The organism is Bradyrhizobium sp. 40 (genome assembly GCF_023100925.1).
Taxonomy (GTDB): Bacteria; Pseudomonadota; Alphaproteobacteria; order Rhizobiales; family Xanthobacteraceae; genus Bradyrhizobium.
Genome location: NZ_CP064688.1, coordinates 204,269 through 224,491, shown reverse-complemented (window position 1 = coordinate 224,491; position 20,223 = coordinate 204,269). Strand labels below are relative to the sequence as shown.

The following is a 20,223-nucleotide window of genomic DNA, read 5'->3' as shown; positions in this document are numbered from 1 at the left end:
GATGGGTGCTTTAACGTTACCCAGATAATTCGACAATCGACTGAAGCCTTCCATATTTGAAACTGCTCACGTCGCTAACACACCGGCACGGAACGGGAGTGCTTGCGATGAACAACGAAATTGTAGAACTCGCCGAACGAAGGCCGAAGACCTTCGGACGGCGAAAGGTGAAGCCGCGCGCATGCGTCGCCGACGGCAAGCGCCATCTTCGCGCGTTTCTCGCGGAAGTGCTGGAGGATCTCGGCTTCGTCACCACCGAATGCGCCAGCGCCGAGGAGCTGCAGAGCGTGCTGACGAGCGAATTGCCCGACCTGATCCTGCTCGGCATCGCCGCCGACGGCATCGAGCCCGGCACATTTCTGGAGACGCTGGTGCGCGAGGCCTTCGACGGCAGGGTTCTGACTGTGGGCGCCCGCGAGTCGATCATCGTCAGGGCCGTGCAGCAGGTCGGCGAGGAATACGGCCTCAAGATGCTGCCGCCGCTGACCACGCCCTTTGCCGCGGAGACGCTGCGCGGCCGCGTCGCGATGCTGTTGCCCGAGGAGCCGGCGCCGAGCCCCGCCGTGCACGTCGGCGAGGCCCTGCACGCCGGCTGGCTCGAGCTCTGGTACCAGCCCAAGATCGACGCGCGCACGCTGGTCCGCAATAGCGCCGAGGCGCTGGTGCGGATGCGGCATCCGACCTGGGGCGTGGTGCCGCCCGCCTATTTCATCCCCGAAGAGCACGACCCGAATATGCGCGACCTCTCCGAATTCGTGATCGAACGTGCCATGCAGGACTGGCACTATCTGCTGGAGCAGCAGAGCCCGGTCGATCTCGCGATCAATCTGCCAGCGTCATATCTGAAGGAGCCGCAGGCCGTGCGCGATCTCTGCCGCCGCATGCCGACGCATCCGGCGTTCGGCGGGCTGACGATCGAGATTGACAGCGAGGAAGCGATCCGCGACCTCGATCTCCTGGTCGAGGTCGCCCGCGAACTGCGGCTGCACAATATCGGCCTGTCGATCGACAATCTCGGCGCCAACTGGCCGTCGCTGATGGACAAGGACAAAATTCCCTTCATCAAGCTGAAGGCGGACCGGCACTTCGTCACCGGCAGCGGCACCGATCGTCTCAAGCGCACGGTGTGTCGCCACATCGTCGAGCTTTCGCATGGCTATGGCGTGCGCGCCGTCGCCGAGGGCGTCGAGAGCCGGGCCGACCTGGTCACCGCGAACGAGCTCGGCTTCGACCTCGTGCAGGGTTTTCTGTTCGGCAAGCCGATGCCGCTGAAGAAGTTTGCGCGGAGTACGCTGACGCGGACGGTGATGGGAGGCGCGTGAGGCGGCCTCAGGCAAACCGCCGCGCGAAGAACACGCAGGCGACCACGAGCGCGGTCGCCACGATCATGCTCCAGGCGACCGGTTCGTGCAGAAGCCAGCCTGCGAGCGCGAGGCCGAAGAACGGCTGGAGCTGCTGCAACTGGCCGACACGCGCGATGCCGCCGATCGCGAGCCCGCGATACCAGAAGATGAAACCGACGAACATGCTGAAGATCGAGACGTAGGCGAGCCCGATCCAGGCGGGCACACTGATGCCGCTCCATGTCGACGGCCAGGTCCAAATCGCGACCGGCACCATCAGCGGCAGCGACAGCAGCAGCGCCCAGGAGATCACCTGCCAGCCGCCGAGCCGGCGCGACAGCGCTGCGCCTTCGGCATAGCCGAGCCCGCACAGCACGATCGCCGCGACCATCAGCAGATCGCCGGTGAGCGATGCGGTGCCGTCGTTGGACAGGGCAAAGCCCGCGACGGTGGCGCTGCCCAGAACCGCGAACAGCCAGAACATCGGCTGCGGCCGTTCGCCGCCGCGCAGCACGCCGAAGATCGCGGTGGACAGCGGCAGCAGGCCAATGAAGACGATCGAATGCGCCGAGGTGATGTGCTGGAGCGCGAGCGCCGTCAGCAAGGGAAAACCGACCACGACGCCGATGGCGACGATGGCGAGCGAGACGAGATCCCCACGCGCCGGCCGCGCCTGACGGAGCAGGCCGAGCACGGCCACGCCGATCAGCGCCGCGATGACCGCGCGCGCCGAGGTCAGGAACAGCGCGGAAAACCCGCCGACCGCCACGCGCGTCGCCGGCAGCGAGCCGCTGAAGATGATGACGCCAAGAAGCCCGTTGCCCCAGCCGCTGCCGGAAGATTGCATGCCCGTCTCGCCCTTGTCGGTGGATCCCAACTGGAGAGACCAGCCGGGGGCGGCGTGACGATTACCTGTAAGCTTTCCAACGCCCAACAACAAAAAGCGCGAAAACAACCCCATGCACAGTAGACCGGGGCTGCAAGATCAATGACTTACGCGGGGCGGAATCGTCTGACTGGGCGACACTTAATTCGCCTTGATGCCCGCTTCACTGATCAGCTTTCCCCATTTCGAGCTTTCGCTTTGGATAAAGCGGCTGAACTGCTCGGGCGAGGTCGGCGCAGGCTCTGCGCCAAGCGTCCGGATCTTCTCGACCACCGAAGGGTCCTTCAGGGCTTTTCCGAAGGCTTCGTTCAACCGGCCGACGATATCGGCTGGCGTGCCGGCCGGAGCAACCAGCCCGAACCAGCCAACGGATTCGAAACCCGCAATCCCGCTCTCGGCGAGTGTCGGCACATCGGGCAAGGACGAAAGACGCTGGGCAGACGACACACCGATGGCGTTAAGCTTGCCTTCGAGGATCAGTTGTCTCGATGCGGGGATATCCAGCACCGCGAAGGGGACATGGCCTGCGAGAACGTCGACCGTCGCCGGCGCGGTCCCGCGATAAGGGACCAGCTCCATGGCGATCCCGGTCTTCTGCGTGAACAGTGCCGCGGTCAAGTGCATGGCGGTCGAATTGCCGCCATGCCCGATCGACAATGCGCCCGGCTTGGCCTTGGCAAGCGCGATCGTTTCCGCGACCGTATGCGCCGGCACGTTCGCTGACGCAACCAGCACGAAGGGAATTTCCGCGAGCAGGGTGATCGGCGCAAGATCCTTCGGATCGAACGGCATCGACGAATTGAGATGCGGATTCACCGTCAGGCTACCTGCCGGCGCGACGCCGAGCGTATAGCCATCAGGCTTGGCCTGCGTGACCGCGGCCATGCCGATGTTGCCTCCAGCACCCGCGCGGTTCTCGATCACGAGACCCTGTTTGAGCTCGGCAGTGACCAGCGGTTCGAGCGCGCGGATGACGGTATCGGCGCTGCCGCCGGGCGGAAAGGTCACGATGATCTTGATCAATTGCTCGGGATAGGCCGCTCGGCTCGCTCGCTACCAACGGCAGCACGGCGAAACTCGCGGCCGTCAGCACGGCCAAAATGCGGCGGCTTACAACGTGAAACACGTTTCCCTCCCCGGTGCGTTCTTGTTTGTGAACCACGACTTTGTAAACCACGTCCTGACGGACTTCGCCGCGAGACCGTCCGCTTCAAATCGCCTTACGCCGAAGCGCCAGTAATGCGCGTCAGCAAGCCTTGTGGGTCCGGGGGCGCAGCCTGCCCGCGCCAGGCGATGTGCTGATCGGGCCGCGCCAGCACCAGCTTCTCGGCATACGCGCCGTTCGCTTCGTCCGGCGCAATGTCGACCAGCGCGAGCGGAATGCCGCGCTGCTCTGCGGCAGACTTCAGTGGCGCCACATCGATCGCCGGATCGAACCGCAGCAAAGTGTAGCCGGCGCCGAAGGCATCGTAGAGCGATCGCCCGTCCCGCAGAAACAGGTGCGGCGCGCGAGCGCCCGGCACGGTGGAGGGCGTGAAGCTGCCCATCGCGTAGGCCGGCGGCGTCTCGCCGTCATAGGCAATGATCGGCGAGGCATCGTAATAGTAGCCGAAGTTCAATCCGGCGCAGCAATATTGCTGCACGTTGAGATCGTAGGCCGCCCTGGCCAGCGCTGCGCGCGCCGCGTGGCCGCGCGGCGTGTCGTCCTCGATCTCCGCGGAGACTCCGCCACGCTGCGCCATCATCTTCATCGCATGCTCCATGGCAAAGCGCGACACTTGTTCGGTGATGGGCTGACGCTCCGCCTCGTAGGCATCGAGGATCGAAGCCGGCGCCCACCCGTTCAGATGCGCCGCCACCTGCCAGCACAGGTCGACGGCATCCGCAATGCCCGCATTCATGCCGTAGCCCGCATATGGCATCCACAGATGCGCGGCGTCGCCGCAGATGAAGACCCTGCGGTCGCGGAAGCGATCGGCGACAAGCCGGCGGCCGACCCAGTCCTCCTTGCTGAGGACGCGGTATTCGAAGCGCTCGTCGACGCCGAGAATGGCGCGGATCGCCCAATCCCGATCGACCGAATCAAATTCGGGTTCGTCTGCCTTCAGGTGATTGTGGATCAGCCAGCGGTCATGACCGTCGATCGCCACCGTCGTGCCTGAACGTCGCGGGTTGAGCGAGAGCACCATCCAGGCTGGCTTGTGCGCGCCCATCAGCTCCTTGAGCTGCGGCGCTTCGATGAAGGTCGATTGCACCCGCTGGATCACCGGCGTGCCGGACAGGTTGGCACCGATCGATTTGCGAACCAAGGAACGGCTGCCATCGCAACCGATCACAAAGGAAGCCTCGATGCGGAGCGAGCTTCCGCTGTCGAGGTCGCGCGCCAGTGCAACCACATGGTCGTCATTCTGCTCGATGTCCGTGATTTCCGTGCGCGGCAGAATAGTGATGCGCGACTGGGCGGCGGCATGGCTGAACAGGATCGGCTCGAGATAGACCTGGTTGATCCGGTGCGGCGGCTCGGGCGTCGCCCACCAGGTGTCGGGACCGCCGGTGGCGTTGTAGCGGCGTGCGCGCGAGGGAATGTCGATGCGGCACAGCTCGATGCCGGTCGCCGTGGTCCGGTAGGAGCAGTCGTTCGGGAAATCCGCGGGCAGGCCCGCGTCGCGCAGCTTTGCGGCGACGCCGAGCCGGCGGAAGATCTCCATCGAACGCGCCGAGACGTGGTTGCATTTGACGCTGGGCGGATCGCCGGCATGGCGGATCTCCGCGACCACGACGTCGATCCCACGGGAAGCCAGATCCATCGCCGCGGTCAATCCGACGGGCCCGGCGCCCACCACCAGCACCTGTGTTCTCATGTTCGTTTCCGATCCGTTGGCGATCGCGACTTCACCGTCCACGGCATGCATTTTATTGCATGCTCGCTTATGTGATAAGCCGGAAAGAACTCATCAATTCATGAGCTTTGCCTATGAACGTCACCTTGCGGCAATTGCAGGCCTTCACCGGCGTGTACCGGACGCGCAGCATCACGCGGGCCGCGCGCGAGCTGGGAATCACGCAATCGGCGGCGAGCCTATTGATCCAGCAGCTCGAAGCGCAGCTCGGCGTCAAACTGTTCGATCGCTCCACGCGTTCGGTGCAGCCGACGCTGGCTGCTGACGAGGCAGTTCATGCCGCCGAACGCATGCTGGGCGACGCGCTGGGCCTGTCGCGGCGCATGCGCGACCTGGCGCAGGCGCGCGCCGGCCGGGTCGCGTTTCTCGCCTCAGCCGGTACCGCATCGGCACTGCTGCCCTCGGTGCTCGCTAAATTCCGGGCAGGCTATCCCGACATCGAAATCGACATGCGCGACGTCGCCGCCGACGATCTCGTTCCGCGTCTGAGCGCGACGGATGCGGAGTTCGCGATCGGCAGTGTCGAGGGAGAATTCGCGGAGCTGACGATCGAGACGCTGACCCGCGGCCGCCTGAGCGCCATCGGCCGGCGCACCGCCGACTTTGCGGCACGCCGCTCGCTGACATGGGACGAGTTGGCTCAGATGCCCACGATCGCGATGCGACGCGAAACGCGGATTCGCATGCAGATCGATCAGGCGCTGGGCACCCAGGGCAAGCACCTCAACCCAACCTATGAAGTGACGCTGATCAACACCGCACTCGCCATGACGGCGCAGGGCCTCGGCCTCGCGATCCTTCCTGCGACGATGCTGCCGGCGGATCAATTTCCGACTCTGATCGCAAAGCCGCTGATACGCCCTGCCATCACCCGCCCGGTGTCGCTGCTGCAGCGCCAGGGGCGGACGTTGTCGCCAGCCGCGCAGGCGTTTGTGGCGACGGCACGGACGGTGCTGGCGGAGCGAGAGCCGGCAAGATCAGACTGATCTACCGAGCTTTCTGTAAGCCGTTTTGTTGTGGCGGATGATGTTGGCGGAGAGGGAGGGATTCGAACCCCCGATAGGCTTGCACCTATGCCGCATTTCGAGTGCGGTGCATTCGACCACTCTGCCACCTCTCCTGAAGGCGCCAAGTAAGGAGCATGGCCCCTGTGGTTCGGGCGTTAATAGGCGAGGATGGCGGGCCAGACAAGGCTGGCAGGGCGAAAATCGGGCCGGTTTTCCGGGCGAACCCCACGATGTCGCGGTGGCGATGGGGCGACCCTCGGATTTTGGCGGCGGTTTGCGCGGGAATGGGCGTGAGCCGTTGGCCAATGCCCCCGCGTCAAGCCCGGGGCGGCGCCATCGAGGCCCGAATCACCGGGCTCCCGGAAAGCCCAAGGATGCCCCAAGCGCGAACCCGAAAAGGGGTGGGACCGCCAGACGCGGTAAACACTGGCGGTCCCGGTGCCGCTCATTAAAATACTGGCTGGGAAGGGCGGCTTCGCCGGCCAGGTGAGGCGACGGTTCCGACCGTAGCGTGCGGCCCGTGCACCGCAACGCAATCCGGTCCTTAACCTAACCAGTCAAGGTTACTCCTTGTCGCTCTTGGCCTTTTTCTTCCCGTTCTCCGTAGAATCGCGCTCTTTGTCTTTGTCTTTTCCGTTGCCGCTGTCCTTGCGGCGGTTGGTGAAGCGGGCATTGCCGAGGCCGGTGCCGATGGTGAGCACGCCCCAGCGATCGACGTCCTGCATGAACGGCACCTCGGAGAGGCCCTGAACCACGCCGTCATTGTGCATCAGGATCGCGGTGTCGTGCTCGCCGATTTGCGGAATGCCCTCGAGCAGGCTCGCCGGCAGGTTGAACTTGCTGCTCTCCCAATTGCCCGGCAGGTTCTGCGCGCCTTTCTCGATGGAGCCGTCCGCGTTGATCACGCCGGGACAGGCAATGCCGATGAACGGCGCCAGCTTGTAGCCTTCCTTTTCGGCCTCGGTGATCAGCCCCTTCAGCATCTTGGTGAGCCGCTTCACCGCGCCTTCGCGCGTCGGCTCGTCGTCGGCATGACGCCACAGCTCGGACTTCACGACCTTGGCTTTCGACAGGTCTTTTGCCTTTTTCCAGCTGGTCTCCACCAGGCCGCAGCGGATGTTGGTGCCGCCGATATCGACGGCGAGGATGCTGTCATGGGCCTCGAAGATCCATGACGGCGCCAGATGCAGCGCGCCGATCAGGCCGGCTTCGTCGGGATGATGACGGATCGGCACCATGTCGATCTTGAAATCCTCGGACATGAGGATGATCTCGGTGCGCGCGATCGCGAGCTCGCCGAGCCGGGAATCGCGAAAGCCGCCGCCGACCACGATGCGCTCGGTCTTGGCCCAGGCCTTGGACTTGAGGAAGCGGCGGGTGACGTAAGCGAGTTCCTGGGCGAAGTCCTCGATGGCGCTATGCACCACCGCCCAAGCCTCGGTGTCGTCACCGACCAGGATGGCGTCCAGCGTCTTCTTGCTGATCTCGTCCGATGCCTCCTTGCCGAACGGGTCCTCGCCGGACTTGCGCAGCGGCTTGCGCCAGCGCTCGAGGATCTCGCGGAACGCGCCCTTGCTGGCGCGGTCGCCGATGAAGCCGTCCTCGTCCTTCATCTCGATGTTGAAGCTGTCGATATCCACCGAGGGCAGCCGCTCGGCGCCGTGATGGGCGATGCCCGTCGTCGTCTTGACCAGCTCGTCTGTCGCCATGGTAAGCCCCTTGCCCGTCTGACTGAATTCGCGGAGACAACGGCGGGGGAACCTGTTGGTTGCGGCGCGGTCCGAAATTCGCCTGCGGGGCCGGATCGGGCCTAAATGCTTCAAATCGGGCCGTTTTCGCGGGCTTTTCCTTGACTCCGTGCGGTCAGCGGCTATAAATCCCGCAACCGGCGCGGGGCGTTTCTCGCGCCGCTTGTTTTTGCGTGGGTTTTCAAAGGGATAACTCCCGCCCGCGCAAGACTCGCATAAACCCATAACGACTGACAAAAAGCCGGCCCCGACACCATGTCGCGAGGCCGGGAATGAACACGAAGGAAAACAACGATGTTCGCAGTCATCAAAACCGGCGGCCGGCAGTACCGCGTCGTTCCGGATGATGTCCTGGAAGTAGGCAAGATCGAAGGCGAAGTCGGCTCGATCGTGCAGCTCAATGAAGTTCTCCTGGTCGGCGGCGACACGCCGATCCTGGGTCTGCCCACGGTCGCCGGCGCCTCCGTCGCGGTCGAGGTGCTCGACCACAAGCGCGGTCCCAAGGTCATCGCTTTCAAGAAGCGCCGCCGCAAGAACTCGCGCCGCAAGCGCGGCTATCGCGACGAGATCACCGTGCTGCGCATCTCGGAGATCCTGACGGACGGCGCCAAGCCCACCAAGGGGCCGCGTCCGAAGCGGGAAAAGGTCGTCAAGCCAGAGACCACGACCGAAGAGGCCGCCGCATAATTTGATCACGCGCAATCACGAAGTGATGCGTGAGAAATTGTGAAATGATTCCGTCAAGGAATTGATCTAGAAATACTCAGGATTTCGGAGACGAGCCATGGCTCACAAAAAAGCAGGCGGTTCATCGCGCAACGGTCGCGATTCCAAGGGCAAGCGCCTCGGTATCAAGGCGTTCGGCGGGGAAGTTGTGATTCCCGGCAACATCATTGCGCGTCAGCGCGGCACCACCTGGCATCCCGGCCTTAATGTCGGCATGGGCACGGACCACACCTTGTTCGCCAAGATCGAGGGCCGCGTAACGTTCCAGGCCAAAGCCAACGGCCGCACCTTCATCTCGGTGCTCCCGCTCGCAGAGGCGGCTGAATAGACGGTGGATCAAATTTGGAGTCCGCCGGGTCCCAGACCGAACCGGCGGAGTCCTTGAGATCAAAGAGATCGAAGGCTCCAGGGGAGGCGGGAAACCGGCCTCCCCTTTCGTTTGCGTGCTCACTTTTCACTTTAGTGACTTCGACGGAGCCGGACATGTTGCAGGATTTTTCGAGCGTGACCTTGCGGGAGGCGAGACCCAGCGTCGTCGCCACCGAGCGGCTGACGTTGCGGCGACCGACCCTCGCCGACGTCAGGACCATCGCCCTCCTCGCCAACGATCCTCGCGTTGCCGAAAACACAAGGCGCCTCCCGCATCCCTATTCGCAGGACGACGCCGTCGCCTTCGTCCGCACGACCGCCGTGCCCGGCGGCGAGACCGTGTTCCTGATCGAGCATGACAGCGGCCCCATCGGCATGGTCGGCATCGACTGCTCGACGCCCGGCAATGCCGAGCTCGGCTATTGGCTCGGCGTCGAGCATTGGGGCCGCGGCTTTGCCACCGAGGCCGCGCGCGGCGCGATCGACTTCTTTTTCGAGGAGTTCGAGGACGATCATCTCTATGCAGGCGCGCGCGTCACCAACCCGGCTTCGCGCAACGTGCTGGAGAAGTGCGGCTTCCAGTGGAGCGGCGTCCAGCTGCATCGCTTCCTGGCGCTGGGCTCGTCCACGCCGGTCGACTGCTTCCGGCTGTCACGCGGCGTCTGGGCTTCGCTGAAGAGCTGGAGCAGTGCGAGGCGCGTGAGGTAGGCCCAACGCTCACCACATGTCGTCCCGGCGAAGGCCGGGACCCATAACCACAACTGTTTGTGACGCTAAGGCTCCCACTCCGAATCTTCGCAAAACTGCACCCTGTGGGTATGGGTCCCGGCCTTCGCCGGGACGACGCGGAATATTACGCCGGCGGATTCACCTCTCCGCCTCCACGCCCGAGATCGCGCTCACGCAAGTAAATATAGAACCCGGCGCCGATGATGATGGCGGCGCCGATGATGGTGGCGATCTCGGGCACGTCGCCGAACACGACGAAGCCGAAGATCACCGCCCAGACGATCATCGAATATTGATAGGGCACGACGACGCTGGCCGGCGCGAGCTTGAGCGAGCGGTTGACGCAGAACAGCGCCGTGACCGAGACGCATCCCGCCAGCGCGAAGATCACGAGGCTGCCCGGTGTCGGCGGCACCCAGTGGAACGCCGACAGCACCGCACCCAGCAAGAACGTGCCGACGAATTGCGACGACGCCATCACGATGTCAGGCGTCTTGCGCAGGCTGCGCGTGATCAGCATCAGCGTTGCGAAGGAAAGACTGCCGCCAAGCGCGATCAGCGCCGGCAGGCTCACGGTCTGTGCCGATGGCCGCAGCGCGATCAGGACGCCGCAGAAGCCGACCAGGATCGCCGTCCAGCGCCGCCAGCCGACCTTCTCGCCGAGAAAGATCGCCGACATCGCGGTGACGAAGATGGGCCCGGCGAGATAATAGGTGATGACGTCGGCGAGCGGCAGGTAGACCGTAGCCAGGAAGAACGCCGCCACTTCCAGCGTCGACAACACGACGCGAAAGAGCTGAAGGCCCGGGCGCTCCAGATGCAGGAACTGGTGACGCTGCCGCCAGACCAGCGGCGACAGCAGCAGCAGCGCCGCGCAGGCGCGCAGGAACAGCAGCTGCCCCACCGAATAAGTCCCGACCAGGAACTTGCCCATGGCATCGCCAAACGAGAACATGAAGATCGACAGCACCATGAGTGCAATCCCGGCCAGCCGCGCCGAGCGTTCGTCATAGGCCGAGAGATTTTTGAAAAGGGGCATTGCTGTCGTTCGTGGAAACTCGTCATTGCGAGGAGCTCTTGCGACGAAGCAATCCAGACTGTTGCCGCGGAGACAGTCTGGATTGCTTCGCTTCGCTCGCAATGACGAGCGGAGAGAGCGTCGAAACGGCGACCAGAGTCGCTTGCGGTCGTTTTAATGACGTGAGCGCCCGCGACAAGCCCAGGCAAGACGAATTGAACGGATTGCCGCAGTCTTCGCGTCGCGGTAGCGATGGGCGACACCGAACGAAAGAGCCAGGAAAGAGCTTAGCCATGACCGACTTCGACCCGGCCCGGCATCGCATGATCCCCGCGCAACGCTGGTTTGAGGATTTCGTGGTCGGCGAGCGCTTCGTGCTGCCGAGCCGCACGCAGACGACGGCCGTGTTCGCGGCATTCCAGACCGCGAGCGGCGATACCCATCCGGTGCATTACGATGTGGAGTATTGCCGCAGCCGCGGCATGCCGCATCTGCTCGCCCACGGTTTCCAGACACTGATCCACACCGCACCCGGCGCAGGCCTGTTTCCGTTCATGGTCGAGGACTCCCTGGTCGGCTTCCTCGAGCAATCCAGCCGGTTCCTCAAACCGGTATTCGCCGACGACACACTCTATCCCGCGCTCGAGGTCATCGAGCTGGTGCCGGGACGCTCGACCGGCGCGGTGACGCTCAAAAGCACCGTGTTCAACCAGCGCAAGGAGCTGGTGCTGGATGGCACGCAGAAATTCCTGATCCGGCGCCGGCCCATCTGACGTCGGCCTGTGGTTAAGCAAGGCCACAAATCGCCGGGTTTCGGCCGATTTGCGGGTCTATCCGGGTTGCCGCGCGGGACCGGCTGGCCTACCTATGGCCCATGAAATTCCTAGACGAAGCAAAGGTCTATATCCGCTCCGGCGACGGCGGAAACGGCTGCGTGGCGTTCCGCCGCGAAAAATTCATTGAATTCGGCGGCCCCTCCGGCGGCAATGGCGGCCGCGGCGGCAATGTCATCATCGAGGTCGCCGACGGGCTGAACACGCTGATCGACTATCGCTACCAGCAGCACTTCAAGGCCCAGAAGGGCGAAAACGGCTCGGGCTCGGACCGCCACGGCGCCAACGGCAAGTCGATCGTGCTGAAGGTCCCCTTGGGCACGCAGATCTTCGACGAAGATCGCGAGACCATGATCCACGATTTCACCACGGTGGGCGAAAAATTCGTGCTGGCCGAAGGCGGCAATGGCGGCTTCGGCAACGCCCATTTCAAGACCTCGACCAACCGCGCGCCGCGCAATGCCAATCCCGGCCAGCCCGGCGAGGAGCGCTGGATCTGGCTGCGGTTGAAGCTGATCGCGGATGCCGGCCTCGTCGGTTTGCCCAATGCCGGCAAATCGACCTTCCTCGCCAAGGTCAGCGCGGCCAAGCCGAAGATCGCCGACTACCCCTTCACCACGCTGCATCCGCAGCTCGGCGTCGTGAATGCCGACGGCCGCGAATTCGTGCTGGCTGACATTCCCGGCCTGATCGAAGGCGCGCATGAAGGGGTCGGTCTCGGCGACCGCTTCCTCGCCCATGTCGAGCGTTGCCGCGTCCTGCTGCATCTCATCGATGCGACCTGCGAGCACGCCGGCAAGGCCTACAAGACCGTGCGAACCGAGCTGGACGCCTATGCCGGACAGCTCACCGACAAGATCGAGATCGTCGCGCTGAACAAGATCGACGCGGTCGAGCCGGACGAGTTGAAGAAGCAGAAGGAGCGGCTGAAGCGCGCCGCCAAGAAGACGCCACTGCTGCTCTCCGCCGTCACTGGCGACGGCGTGCAGGAAGCGCTGCGCGCATTGGCGGATGTGATCGGCGAGAGCCCGGTCTCTGCGAAAGCGAAGAGCGCGGCCGAAGCGGAGCCTTGGTCGGTTTGATTCGTCGTCCTGGCGAAGGCCGGGACCCATAGCCACCGAACGCGATTTGGCGAAGATTGGTCATTGCCGTCTTGCGCCACGACTTCTGCTGAGGAGTATGGGTCCCGGCCTTCGCCGGGACGACGTTAGGAGAGGTTGTCACCGGCGTTCCGATAGCGCAGCATCCAGCAATCAAGAAACGGCAGGGATGATTCATGGCGCGCGCGAAGAACGTTCTCTGGATCATGTGCGACCAGCTTCGCTATGACTATCTCGGCTGCACCGGCCATCCCACGCTGAAGACGCCGAACATCGACGCCATGGCGAAGCGCGGCGTGCTGTTCAGCAAGGCCTATGTGCAGTCGCCGATCTGCGGTCCCTCGCGGATGTCGTTCTACACCGGGCGCTACATGCGCTCGCACGGCTCGCACTGGAACGGCTGGCCGTTGCGCGTCGGCGAGCCCACGCTCGGCGATCACCTCAAGAAGCTCGGCGTGCGCAACGTGCTGGTCGGCAAGACCCACATGGCGCCCGATCTCGAAGGCATGAAGGCGCTCGGCATCCCGCCGGAATCGATGATCGGCGTGCACGTCGCCGAATGCGGGTTCGAGCCCTATGAGCGTGACGACGGCCTTCATCCCACCGGGAGGCCGCGTCCGAAATACGACGAATATCTGCGCCAGCAGGGTTTTGATGCGCCCAATCCCTGGGAGCATTGGGCCAATTCCGGCGCGGCCGAGGACGGCTCGCTGCAAAACGGCTGGCTGCTCGTGCATGCCGACAAGGCCGCGCGCGTGCCGGATGAGCATTCCGAGACGCCCTACATGACGCGACGCGCCATGGACTTCATCAGCGAGGCCGAGACCGACGGCAGGGCATGGTGCCTGCATCTGTCCTACATCAAGCCGCACTGGCCCTACATCGCGCCCGAACCGTACGCCAGCATGTATTCGACATCAGACATGATTCCGGTGATTCGCTCCGAGCGCGAGCGGCAGAATCCGCATCCGGTGTTCGGCGCCTATATGGACATGCGCTACTCCCGCAACATGGCGCGCGACGATGCCCGCGAGAAGGTGATCCCGACCTATATGGGCCTGATCACCCAGATCGACGACCAGATGGGCGTGCTGATGAAGTTCCTGGAGGAGCGCGATCTGCTGGACACCACCATGATCGTATTCACCTCCGATCACGGCGATTATCTCGGCGATCACTGGATGGGCGAGAAGGATCTGTTCCACGAGCAATCGGCGAAGATTCCGTTGATTGTCATTGATCCCTCGAAGGAGGCGGATGCGACGCGCGGCACGCGCAACGATGCTCTGGTCGAAGCCATCGATCTCGCGCCGACCTTCGTCGACTATTTCGGCGGCAAGGTGCCGGGCCATATCCTCGAGGGACGCTCGCTGCTGCCTTTGCTGCGGGGCGAGACTCCGCCGGATTGGCGCAAGGTAGCGTTCTCCGAATACGACTATGTCATGCAGGACGTGCGGCTGAAGCTGAACCAGCCGATCGAACGCTGCCGCCTGTTCATGGTGTTCGACGGCCGCTGGAAATACATCCACGCCTCGGGCTTCCGCCCGATGCTGTATGACCTCGAAACCGATCCGGAAGAGTTTCTGGATCGCGGCGACGACCCCGAGTGCGCCGGCATCATCGCGCGGTTGCAGGCCGAGCTGTTCGACTGGGCGCTGCACCCGAACGACCACATCACCACGCCGCGCGAGAAGATCGCGGCCTATGCCGACAACCAGCTGCAGGTGAAGGGCGGGATCCTGATCGGGATCTGGGACGAAGCCGAGCTGGCGTCGATCAAGGACGGAATTGAACAGCGCGCGAAGCTGTAGGTGAGCGGAACGACGCTCTCTCGGCTCGTCGTGCCCGGGCTCGACCCGGGCATCCACGTCTTGCGTCAAGTGGCGGTGCACGTGGATGGCCGGGACAAGCCCGGCCATGACGGCGTAGAGCGGAAACAGAAACTAATTCTCGATCTTGTATCCCGTCGCCTTCACGATCGGCTGCCAAAAGGCGGTGTTTGCGGCGAGCTCCTTCGTCAAACCTTCCGCGCTGCTGCCGACCGGAATCAGCCCGATCGCCGTCAGCTTCTCCTTCACCTCGGGCTTGGCGAGCGCGGCGCTTGCGGCAGCGCCGAGCTTGCTCGCGAATTCCGGCGAGCTGCCGGCAGGAAGCCACATGCCGTACCAGGCGTAGGCGACGAGATCGATGCCGCTCTCCTTCAAGGTGGGCACCTCCGAAGCAAAGGGTGAACGTTCGGCGCTCGCGACCGCGATGATCTTCACGCCCTTGGCACGATGCTGCGGTAGCGCATCCGCCAATGTGACGATGCCGAACGAGACATGACCGCCGATGATGTCGTTGAGGATGGGCGCGCTGCCGCGATAGGGCACGCGCGTCATGGCAATGCCGAGGTCCTTCTCGAGCTTGGAGCCCATGAAATGCGGGATGGTGCCGTTGCTCGGCACGCCGAACGACGCCTTGTCCGGATGCGCCTTCAGCCAAGCGACGAATCCCTTGAAATCCGCGGCATCGATCGCCGGGCTGATCACGACGGCGAACTCAAACCGCGCCAGCAGCGAGACCGGGACGAAATCCTTTGCGGTATCGAAGCTCGGGGTCGTCTCCACCATCGGCAGCAGGTACATCGTGGGCCCGGTCGTCACCAGCACCATGCTGCCGTCGGGGCTGGCCCCCTTCACCGCCTTTATTCCGATCAGGCCGTCACCGCCGGTGCGGTTCTCGACCACCATTGTCCGCTGCAGCGCCGGCGCCATCTCCTGCGCAATCAGCCGGCACAGCGTGTCGCCGCCCGCTCCCGCCGCGAACGGGAAGATCATTTTTGTCAGCCCGGCCTGAGCTTGCGACCCGCCCGCCTGCGCCAACAACGGCAACCCGAGGCATCCGGCGATGAAGTTGCGGCGGTCCATTGGTTTCCTCTTTGAGCCCATTTTGGTTGGCGACAGTTAGAGCCAGACGAGCGCTCCGGACAAGCGCCGTTTACCGGACCTGCCGCCTTGCGCCGGCCATCGTCCTGCTGCAAAAGCGGGCCTTACCGGCGCCGCTCTCCAGCACATACACACACCACATACACAGATGGCCAGCCCCGAACTCAGTCAATTCCGCCGCATCGTCGTCAAGGTCGGCTCCGCGCTGCTGGTCGATTCCGACAAGGGCGAGGTGCGCGCGTCCTGGCTTGCCGCGCTCGCCGACGACATGGCCAAGCTGCATCGCGAGGGACGTGACGTGCTCGTCGTGTCCTCCGGCTCGATCGCGCTCGGCCGCAGCCGCCTGAAACTGCCGCGCGGCCCGCTGAAGCTGGAGGAGAGCCAGGCGGCCGCTGCCGTCGGTCAGATCGCGCTCGCCCGCATCTGGTCGGAGGTGCTTGGCGCCCACGGCATCGGCGCCGGCCAGATCCTGGTGACGCTGCAGGACACCGAGGAGCGCCGCCGCTATCTCAACGCACGCTCCACCATCGGCAAGCTGCTGGAGTGGCGCGCGATCCCCGTGATCAACGAGAACGACACGGTCGCCACCAACGAGATCCGCTACGGCGACAATGACCGCCTCGCCGCGCGCGTCGCCACCATGGCGAGCGCCGACCTGCTGGTGCTGCTGTCCGACATCGACGGGCTTTACGACGCCCCGCCGAAGAACAACCCGAACGCCAAGCTCATTCCCGTCGTCGACAGCATCTCCTCGGAGATCGAGGCCGTGGCAGGCGACGCCGAGTCCGAGCTATCGCGCGGCGGCATGCGCACCAAGGTCGAAGCCGCAAAAATCGCGACCACCGGCGGCACGCATATGCTGATCGCCTCGGGCAAGATCGAGCATCCGTTGCAAGCGATCGCCGATGGCGGCCGCTGCACCTGGTTCCTGACGCCGGCCAATCCCATCACCTCGCGAAAACGCTGGATCGCGGGCTCACTGGAGCCGAAAGGCACGCTGACCATCGACGCCGGCGCGGTCGCGGCGCTGCGCGCGGGCGCCAGCCTGCTGCCGGCCGGAGTGGTCAAGGTCGAGGGCCAGTTCGCCCGCGGCGACGCCGTGATCGTGCGCGGCCCCGACACCAGCGAGGTCGGCCGCGGCCTAATCGCCTATGACGCCGACGATGCCGAGCGGATCAAGGGCCGCTCCTCACCGGATGTCATGGCCATCCTCGGCATCAGCGGGAGGTCCGAGATGATCCACCGCGATGATCTGGTGATGGGCGGGTAACGCTCGGCAGGCGCCCAAACCGTCATGCCCGGGCTTGTCCCGGGCATCCACGTTCCTTCTTGCTGGCGGCAAGGCGTGGATGGCCGGGACAAGCCCGGCCATGACGTCGGAGCTGGGCCAGTGGCCGAGGTGGCACAACACCGGGAGACCTGCCATACCCTGCCGACCCTTCGCAAAAGCGGGATTTCCGTGCTAGGACACTGCCTTAGCAGAAGGTTGAAACTCCCATGGCCGCCCCCCTCAAAGCCGTCGACGGCAATGCCGATCTTCAGGCGCTGATGACCGATCTCGGTACCCGTGCCCGCGCTGCCGCGCGCGTGCTGGCGCTGGCGCCGCCGGAGCAGAAGAACCGAGCGCTCGAGGCCATGGAGCGGGCGATCCGCAACAACGCGGCCGCGATCCTTGCCGCCAATGCCGAGGACGTCACAGAGGCCCGCGCCTCCGGCAACGCCACCTCGTCCTTCATCGACCGCCTAACGCTGACGCCGGCGCGGGTCGAGAGCATGGCCGAGGGCATCGGCATCGTGCGCGGCATTGCCGATCCGGTCGGCATCGTCACCGAGAGCTGGCAACGGCCGAACGGCATGACCATCGAGCGCGTGCGCGTGCCGCTCGGCGTCGTCGGCGTGATCTTCGAGAGCCGGCCGAACGTTGCGGCGGACGCCGGCGTTCTCTGCCTGAAGTCCGGCAATGCCGTGATCCTGCGCGGCGGCTCCGACAGTTTCCGCTCCTGCCGCGCGATCCACGACTGCCTGGTGCAGGGCCTGCGCGAAGCGGGCCTCCCCGAGGCCGCAATCACGCTGGTGCCGACGCGCGACCGCGCGGCGGTAGGCCAGATGCTGTCGGGATTGAACGGCGCCGTCGACGTGATCGTGCCGCGCGGAGGCAAGAGCCTCGTCGCACGCGTCGAACAGGAAGCGCGCGTGCCAGTGTTCGCGCATCTCGAAGGCGTCAACCACGTCTATATCGACGGCAGCGCCGACCTCGCCATGGCGAAATCGATCGTGCTCAACGCCAAGATGCGCCGCACCGGCGTCTGCGGCGCCGCCGAGACGCTGCTGGTCGATCGCGCCGCTGCCGGTAAAAACCTCAAGCCGCTGATCGAGATGCTGATCGAGGCCGGCTGCGAAGTGCGCGGCGACGACGCCGTGCAAAAGACCGATCCGCGAGTCAAACCCGCGAGCGCGGACGATTGGGACACCGAATATCTCGATGCGATCATCGCAGCGAAGGTAGTGGACGGCGTCGACGGCGCGATCGCGCATATCCAGAACCACGGCTCGCATCATACCGATGCGATCGTGAGCGCGGATGAGACCGTTGCGAAAAGATTCCTGAGCGAGGTCGATTCCGCGATCGTGCTGCACAACGCCTCGACGCAGTTCGCCGACGGCGGCGAGTTCGGCTTCGGTGCCGAGATCGGCATCGCCACCGGCAGATTCCATGCCCGCGGCCCGGTAGGCGCCGAGCAGCTGACGAGCTTCAAATATCGCGTTCACGGCACCGGGCAGACGCGGCCGTAGACGACGCAGGGCGCGGGGCATTGAGCAACAATTTCGTCGCGCCACGTTTCTTCGCGCAGGCCATACCGACCCATACCTCTGGCATGCGCATCGGCCTGCTCGGCGGCTCGTTCAATCCGCCGCACCAGGCCCATCGCGCGATCAGCCAGTTCGCGCTGAAACGTCTCCAGCTCGATCGCGTGTGGTGGCTGGTGACGCCAGGCAATCCGCTGAAGGAGAACGGCACGCTGCATGAGCTCGGCGAGCGCATGCAGGCGGCACGCGAAATGGCCGACGATCCCAGGATCGAGGTGAGCTGTCTCGAGTCCGTCATTCGCACGCGCTATACCATCGACACGATCAACACCTTGCGCCGCCGCCTCTCGGGCTTGCGCTTTGTCTGGATCATGGGCGCCGACAATCTCGCTCAATTCCATCGTTGGCAGCACTGGCGGCGCATCGCCGATCAGGTACCGATCGCGGTCATCGACCGCCCGCCGCAGAGTTTTCGCGCGCTCGCCTCTCCCGCCGCCCAGGCGCTCAGGCGCTATCGGATGCCGGAGAATGAGGCGCCATTGCTTGCGGATCGGGCCGCCCCGGCCTGGGTGTTCCTGACCGGAATGAAGCTGAATCTCTCGTCGACCGGCTTACGGAACCCGGACGGAAGCTGGAAAGGTACGAAGTGAGTCAGATTGTGCGAACGCCATGTGGCCTTCGGGCTCTCTGGCATATTGAAACCCTTAACCCCACATGATGTAGTGTAACCAGTGAGCGCCGGATTCGGCGTTCGCGATACAGTGAAAGGAATGGTCCCTGACCACATCTGTATTGTCCAAGACAGCCTCACCCAAGACGGCTTCACCGAAGTCTGTTTTACCCAAGGTTGCCAAGCCGACGCGTAAAACATCGACCAAAGCTGCGGCCTTGAAGGCGCAACCCGACGCCGACAAGACGCTGAGCCTGATCCTCTCCCGCCTCGACGACATGAAGGCGGAAGAGACGGTCACCATCGACCTTCGCGGCAAATCGGCCTACTCCGACTACATGATCGTCACCACCGGCCGGGCCAACCGGCACGTCGGCGCGATCGCGGAGAACGTCGCCAAAGGCCTCAAGGAAAACGGCATCAAGAACATCCACGTCGAGGGCTTGCCCAATTGCGACTGGGTGCTGATCGATTCCGGCGATGTGATCGTGCACGTGTTCAGACCCGAGGTCCGCGAGTTCTACAGTCTCGAGAGATTGTACACGCAGGGCCCAGGGGCGGCGAAGGCGATCTGAGAGGCTGCTGGCCGATTTCGAATCGGCTGACGCGCATGCTAGCGTCGTGCGCGCGCAGATCGCGCGCGGTCCAGAAAACGCGACCCTGAACATATCATGCGCATAGCCGTCATTGCGGTGGGCCGGCTGAAGCAGGGCCCCGAACGGGAGCTTGCCGAGCGCTATTTCGAGCGGTTCGACGAGGCCGGCCGCAAGCTCGGATTCCGCGAGCTCGCCATCCACGAATTGCCCGAAAGCCGTGCGCGCGATACCGCGACGCGGATGGCCGAAGAGGCGGCGGCGATCTCCGCGCATGTTCCCGAAAAATCGGTCCTGGTGGCGCTGGACGAGCGCGGCCAGAATCTGGATTCGACCGTATTCGCACGGCATCTCGGGCGCTGGCGCGACGAAGGTGCCGGTCATACTATCTTCATGATCGGAGGGGCGGACGGACTTTCGCCCGAATTGCGCCGTAAGGCCAAGCTCGCGATCGCGTTCGGCTCTGCGACCTGGCCGCATCAAATGGTCCGCGTCATGCTTCTGGAACAGCTTTATCGGGCCGCCACCATTCTGGCCGGCCACCCCTATCACCGCGCGTGATCCGC

Annotated in this window: 19 protein-coding genes and 1 tRNA gene; 13 read left to right on the top strand and 7 right to left on the bottom strand. The window is 64.4% G+C overall.

Annotation, left to right across the window (positions count from 1 at the left end):
- Positions 1-107: 107 nt before the first annotated feature.
- The gene (locus tag IVB40_RS01100; protein WP_247817879.1) at positions 108-1,322 is read left to right on the top strand and encodes an EAL domain-containing response regulator; all 1,215 of its coding nucleotides are present in this window, start codon (positions 108-110) and stop codon (positions 1,320-1,322) included.
- Between the two features lie 7 nt (positions 1,323-1,329).
- On the opposite strand, the gene IVB40_RS01095 is transcribed toward IVB40_RS01100, so the two are convergent.
- From IVB40_RS01095 to IVB40_RS01085, 3 genes are all read right to left on the bottom strand, one after another.
- A complete protein-coding gene (locus IVB40_RS01095) occupies positions 1,330-2,190 on the bottom strand; it encodes a DMT family transporter (RefSeq protein WP_247817878.1) in 861 nt (286 codons plus the stop codon).
- Between the two features lie 180 nt (positions 2,191-2,370).
- Entirely contained in the window at positions 2,371-3,237 is an 867-nt protein-coding gene (locus tag IVB40_RS01090; protein ID WP_247817877.1) for a tripartite tricarboxylate transporter substrate binding protein, read from the bottom strand.
- A 212-nt stretch (positions 3,238-3,449) separates the two neighbouring features.
- A complete protein-coding gene (locus tag IVB40_RS01085; protein ID WP_247817876.1) occupies positions 3,450-5,090 on the bottom strand; it encodes an FAD-dependent oxidoreductase in 1,641 nt (546 codons plus the stop codon).
- A 113-nt stretch (positions 5,091-5,203) separates the two neighbouring features.
- On the opposite strand from IVB40_RS01085, the gene IVB40_RS01080 reads away from it, so the two are divergent.
- Positions 5,204-6,115, top strand: coding sequence for a LysR family transcriptional regulator (locus tag IVB40_RS01080; protein ID WP_247817875.1), 912 nt, complete (start codon positions 5,204-5,206; stop codon positions 6,113-6,115).
- A gap of 44 nt (positions 6,116-6,159) precedes the next feature.
- Here IVB40_RS01080 and IVB40_RS01075 read toward each other — a convergent pair.
- Positions 6,160-6,249 (bottom strand) — tRNA-Ser (locus tag IVB40_RS01075).
- Between the two features lie 450 nt (positions 6,250-6,699).
- A complete protein-coding gene (locus IVB40_RS01070) occupies positions 6,700-7,845 on the bottom strand; it encodes an ROK family protein (protein WP_247817874.1) in 1,146 nt (381 codons plus the stop codon).
- A gap of 333 nt (positions 7,846-8,178) precedes the next feature.
- Here IVB40_RS01070 and rplU point away from each other — a divergent pair, with 333 nt between their 5' ends.
- The 3 genes from rplU to IVB40_RS01055 all read left to right on the top strand — a co-directional run bounded on the left by rplU (position 8,179) and on the right by IVB40_RS01055 (position 9,687).
- Positions 8,179-8,571: a 50S ribosomal protein L21 gene (gene rplU / locus IVB40_RS01065; RefSeq protein WP_027566432.1), complete on the top strand. Its 393-nt coding sequence runs from the start codon at positions 8,179-8,181 to the stop codon at positions 8,569-8,571.
- A gap of 97 nt (positions 8,572-8,668) precedes the next feature.
- Positions 8,669-8,938, top strand: coding sequence for a 50S ribosomal protein L27 (gene rpmA, locus IVB40_RS01060; RefSeq protein ID WP_018459863.1), 270 nt, complete (start codon positions 8,669-8,671; stop codon positions 8,936-8,938).
- A gap of 155 nt (positions 8,939-9,093) precedes the next feature.
- Positions 9,094-9,687, top strand: coding sequence for a GNAT family N-acetyltransferase (locus IVB40_RS01055; RefSeq protein ID WP_247400646.1), 594 nt, complete (start codon positions 9,094-9,096; stop codon positions 9,685-9,687).
- 145 nt (positions 9,688-9,832) lie between these two features.
- Here IVB40_RS01055 and IVB40_RS01050 read toward each other — a convergent pair whose 3' ends face one another.
- Positions 9,833-10,747: a DMT family transporter gene (locus IVB40_RS01050; RefSeq protein ID WP_247439453.1), complete on the bottom strand. Its 915-nt coding sequence runs from the start codon at positions 10,745-10,747 to the stop codon at positions 9,833-9,835.
- A 272-nt stretch (positions 10,748-11,019) separates the two neighbouring features.
- Here IVB40_RS01050 and IVB40_RS01045 point away from each other — a divergent pair, with 272 nt between their 5' ends.
- The 3 genes from IVB40_RS01045 to IVB40_RS01035 all read left to right on the top strand — a co-directional run bounded on the left by IVB40_RS01045 (position 11,020) and on the right by IVB40_RS01035 (position 14,470).
- Positions 11,020-11,499 carry a MaoC family dehydratase gene (locus IVB40_RS01045; protein ID WP_247817873.1) on the top strand — a complete coding sequence of 160 codons (480 nt, stop codon included), beginning with the start codon at positions 11,020-11,022 and terminating at the stop codon, positions 11,497-11,499.
- Positions 11,500-11,600: 101 nt separating this feature from the next.
- Positions 11,601-12,641 carry a GTPase ObgE gene (gene obgE / locus IVB40_RS01040; RefSeq protein ID WP_027566428.1) on the top strand — a complete coding sequence of 347 codons (1,041 nt, stop codon included), beginning with the start codon at positions 11,601-11,603 and terminating at the stop codon, positions 12,639-12,641.
- A gap of 194 nt (positions 12,642-12,835) precedes the next feature.
- Positions 12,836-14,470, top strand: coding sequence for an alkaline phosphatase family protein (locus IVB40_RS01035; RefSeq protein ID WP_247817872.1), 1,635 nt, complete (start codon positions 12,836-12,838; stop codon positions 14,468-14,470).
- 132 nt (positions 14,471-14,602) lie between these two features.
- Here the strand turns inward: IVB40_RS01035 and IVB40_RS01030 are convergent, their stop codons facing one another.
- Entirely contained in the window at positions 14,603-15,568 is a 966-nt protein-coding gene (locus IVB40_RS01030) for a Bug family tripartite tricarboxylate transporter substrate binding protein (protein ID WP_247817871.1), read from the bottom strand.
- A 166-nt stretch (positions 15,569-15,734) separates the two neighbouring features.
- On the opposite strand from IVB40_RS01030, the gene proB reads away from it, so the two are divergent.
- From proB to rlmH, 5 genes are all read left to right on the top strand, one after another.
- Positions 15,735-16,856, top strand: a complete 1,122-nt coding sequence (proB, locus tag IVB40_RS01025) for a glutamate 5-kinase (protein WP_247817870.1) — start codon at positions 15,735-15,737, stop codon at positions 16,854-16,856.
- A 227-nt stretch (positions 16,857-17,083) separates the two neighbouring features.
- Entirely contained in the window at positions 17,084-18,379 is a 1,296-nt protein-coding gene (locus IVB40_RS01020) for a glutamate-5-semialdehyde dehydrogenase (protein ID WP_027566424.1), read from the top strand.
- A 20-nt stretch (positions 18,380-18,399) separates the two neighbouring features.
- A complete protein-coding gene (locus IVB40_RS01015; RefSeq protein WP_027566423.1) occupies positions 18,400-19,044 on the top strand; it encodes a nicotinate-nucleotide adenylyltransferase in 645 nt (214 codons plus the stop codon).
- A 238-nt stretch (positions 19,045-19,282) separates the two neighbouring features.
- Entirely contained in the window at positions 19,283-19,639 is a 357-nt protein-coding gene (gene rsfS, locus IVB40_RS01010) for a ribosome silencing factor (protein ID WP_007604366.1), read from the top strand.
- A 96-nt stretch (positions 19,640-19,735) separates the two neighbouring features.
- Positions 19,736-20,218: a 23S rRNA (pseudouridine(1915)-N(3))-methyltransferase RlmH gene (gene rlmH, locus IVB40_RS01005; RefSeq protein ID WP_027566421.1), complete on the top strand. Its 483-nt coding sequence runs from the start codon at positions 19,736-19,738 to the stop codon at positions 20,216-20,218.
- The last annotated feature ends 5 nt before the right edge of the window (positions 20,219-20,223 follow it).

What these genes read in the sequence shown, in the direction of transcription:
- IVB40_RS01100 (WP_247817879.1), top strand. Translation starts at nt 108, where the DNA reads ATGAACAACGAAATTGTAGAACTCGCCGAACGAAGGCCGAAGACCTTC.
- IVB40_RS01095 (WP_247817878.1), bottom strand. Translation starts at nt 2,190, where the DNA reads ATGCAATCTTCCGGCAGCGGCTGGGGCAACGGGCTTCTTGGCGTCATC.
- IVB40_RS01085 (WP_247817876.1), bottom strand. Translation starts at nt 5,090, where the DNA reads ATGAGAACACAGGTGCTGGTGGTGGGCGCCGGGCCCGTCGGATTGACC.
- IVB40_RS01080 (WP_247817875.1), top strand. Translation starts at nt 5,204, where the DNA reads ATGAACGTCACCTTGCGGCAATTGCAGGCCTTCACCGGCGTGTACCGG.
- IVB40_RS01070 (WP_247817874.1), bottom strand. Translation starts at nt 7,845, where the DNA reads ATGGCGACAGACGAGCTGGTCAAGACGACGACGGGCATCGCCCATCAC.
- rplU (WP_027566432.1), top strand. Translation starts at nt 8,179, where the DNA reads ATGTTCGCAGTCATCAAAACCGGCGGCCGGCAGTACCGCGTCGTTCCG.
- rpmA (WP_018459863.1), top strand. Translation starts at nt 8,669, where the DNA reads ATGGCTCACAAAAAAGCAGGCGGTTCATCGCGCAACGGTCGCGATTCC.
- IVB40_RS01055 (WP_247400646.1), top strand. Translation starts at nt 9,094, where the DNA reads ATGTTGCAGGATTTTTCGAGCGTGACCTTGCGGGAGGCGAGACCCAGC.
- IVB40_RS01050 (WP_247439453.1), bottom strand. Translation starts at nt 10,747, where the DNA reads ATGCCCCTTTTCAAAAATCTCTCGGCCTATGACGAACGCTCGGCGCGG.
- IVB40_RS01045 (WP_247817873.1), top strand. Translation starts at nt 11,020, where the DNA reads ATGACCGACTTCGACCCGGCCCGGCATCGCATGATCCCCGCGCAACGC.
- obgE (WP_027566428.1), top strand. Translation starts at nt 11,601, where the DNA reads ATGAAATTCCTAGACGAAGCAAAGGTCTATATCCGCTCCGGCGACGGC.
- IVB40_RS01035 (WP_247817872.1), top strand. Translation starts at nt 12,836, where the DNA reads ATGGCGCGCGCGAAGAACGTTCTCTGGATCATGTGCGACCAGCTTCGC.
- IVB40_RS01030 (WP_247817871.1), bottom strand. Translation starts at nt 15,568, where the DNA reads ATGGACCGCCGCAACTTCATCGCCGGATGCCTCGGGTTGCCGTTGTTG.
- proB (WP_247817870.1), top strand. Translation starts at nt 15,735, where the DNA reads ATGGCCAGCCCCGAACTCAGTCAATTCCGCCGCATCGTCGTCAAGGTC.
- IVB40_RS01020 (WP_027566424.1), top strand. Translation starts at nt 17,084, where the DNA reads ATGGCCGCCCCCCTCAAAGCCGTCGACGGCAATGCCGATCTTCAGGCG.
- rlmH (WP_027566421.1), top strand. Translation starts at nt 19,736, where the DNA reads ATGCGCATAGCCGTCATTGCGGTGGGCCGGCTGAAGCAGGGCCCCGAA.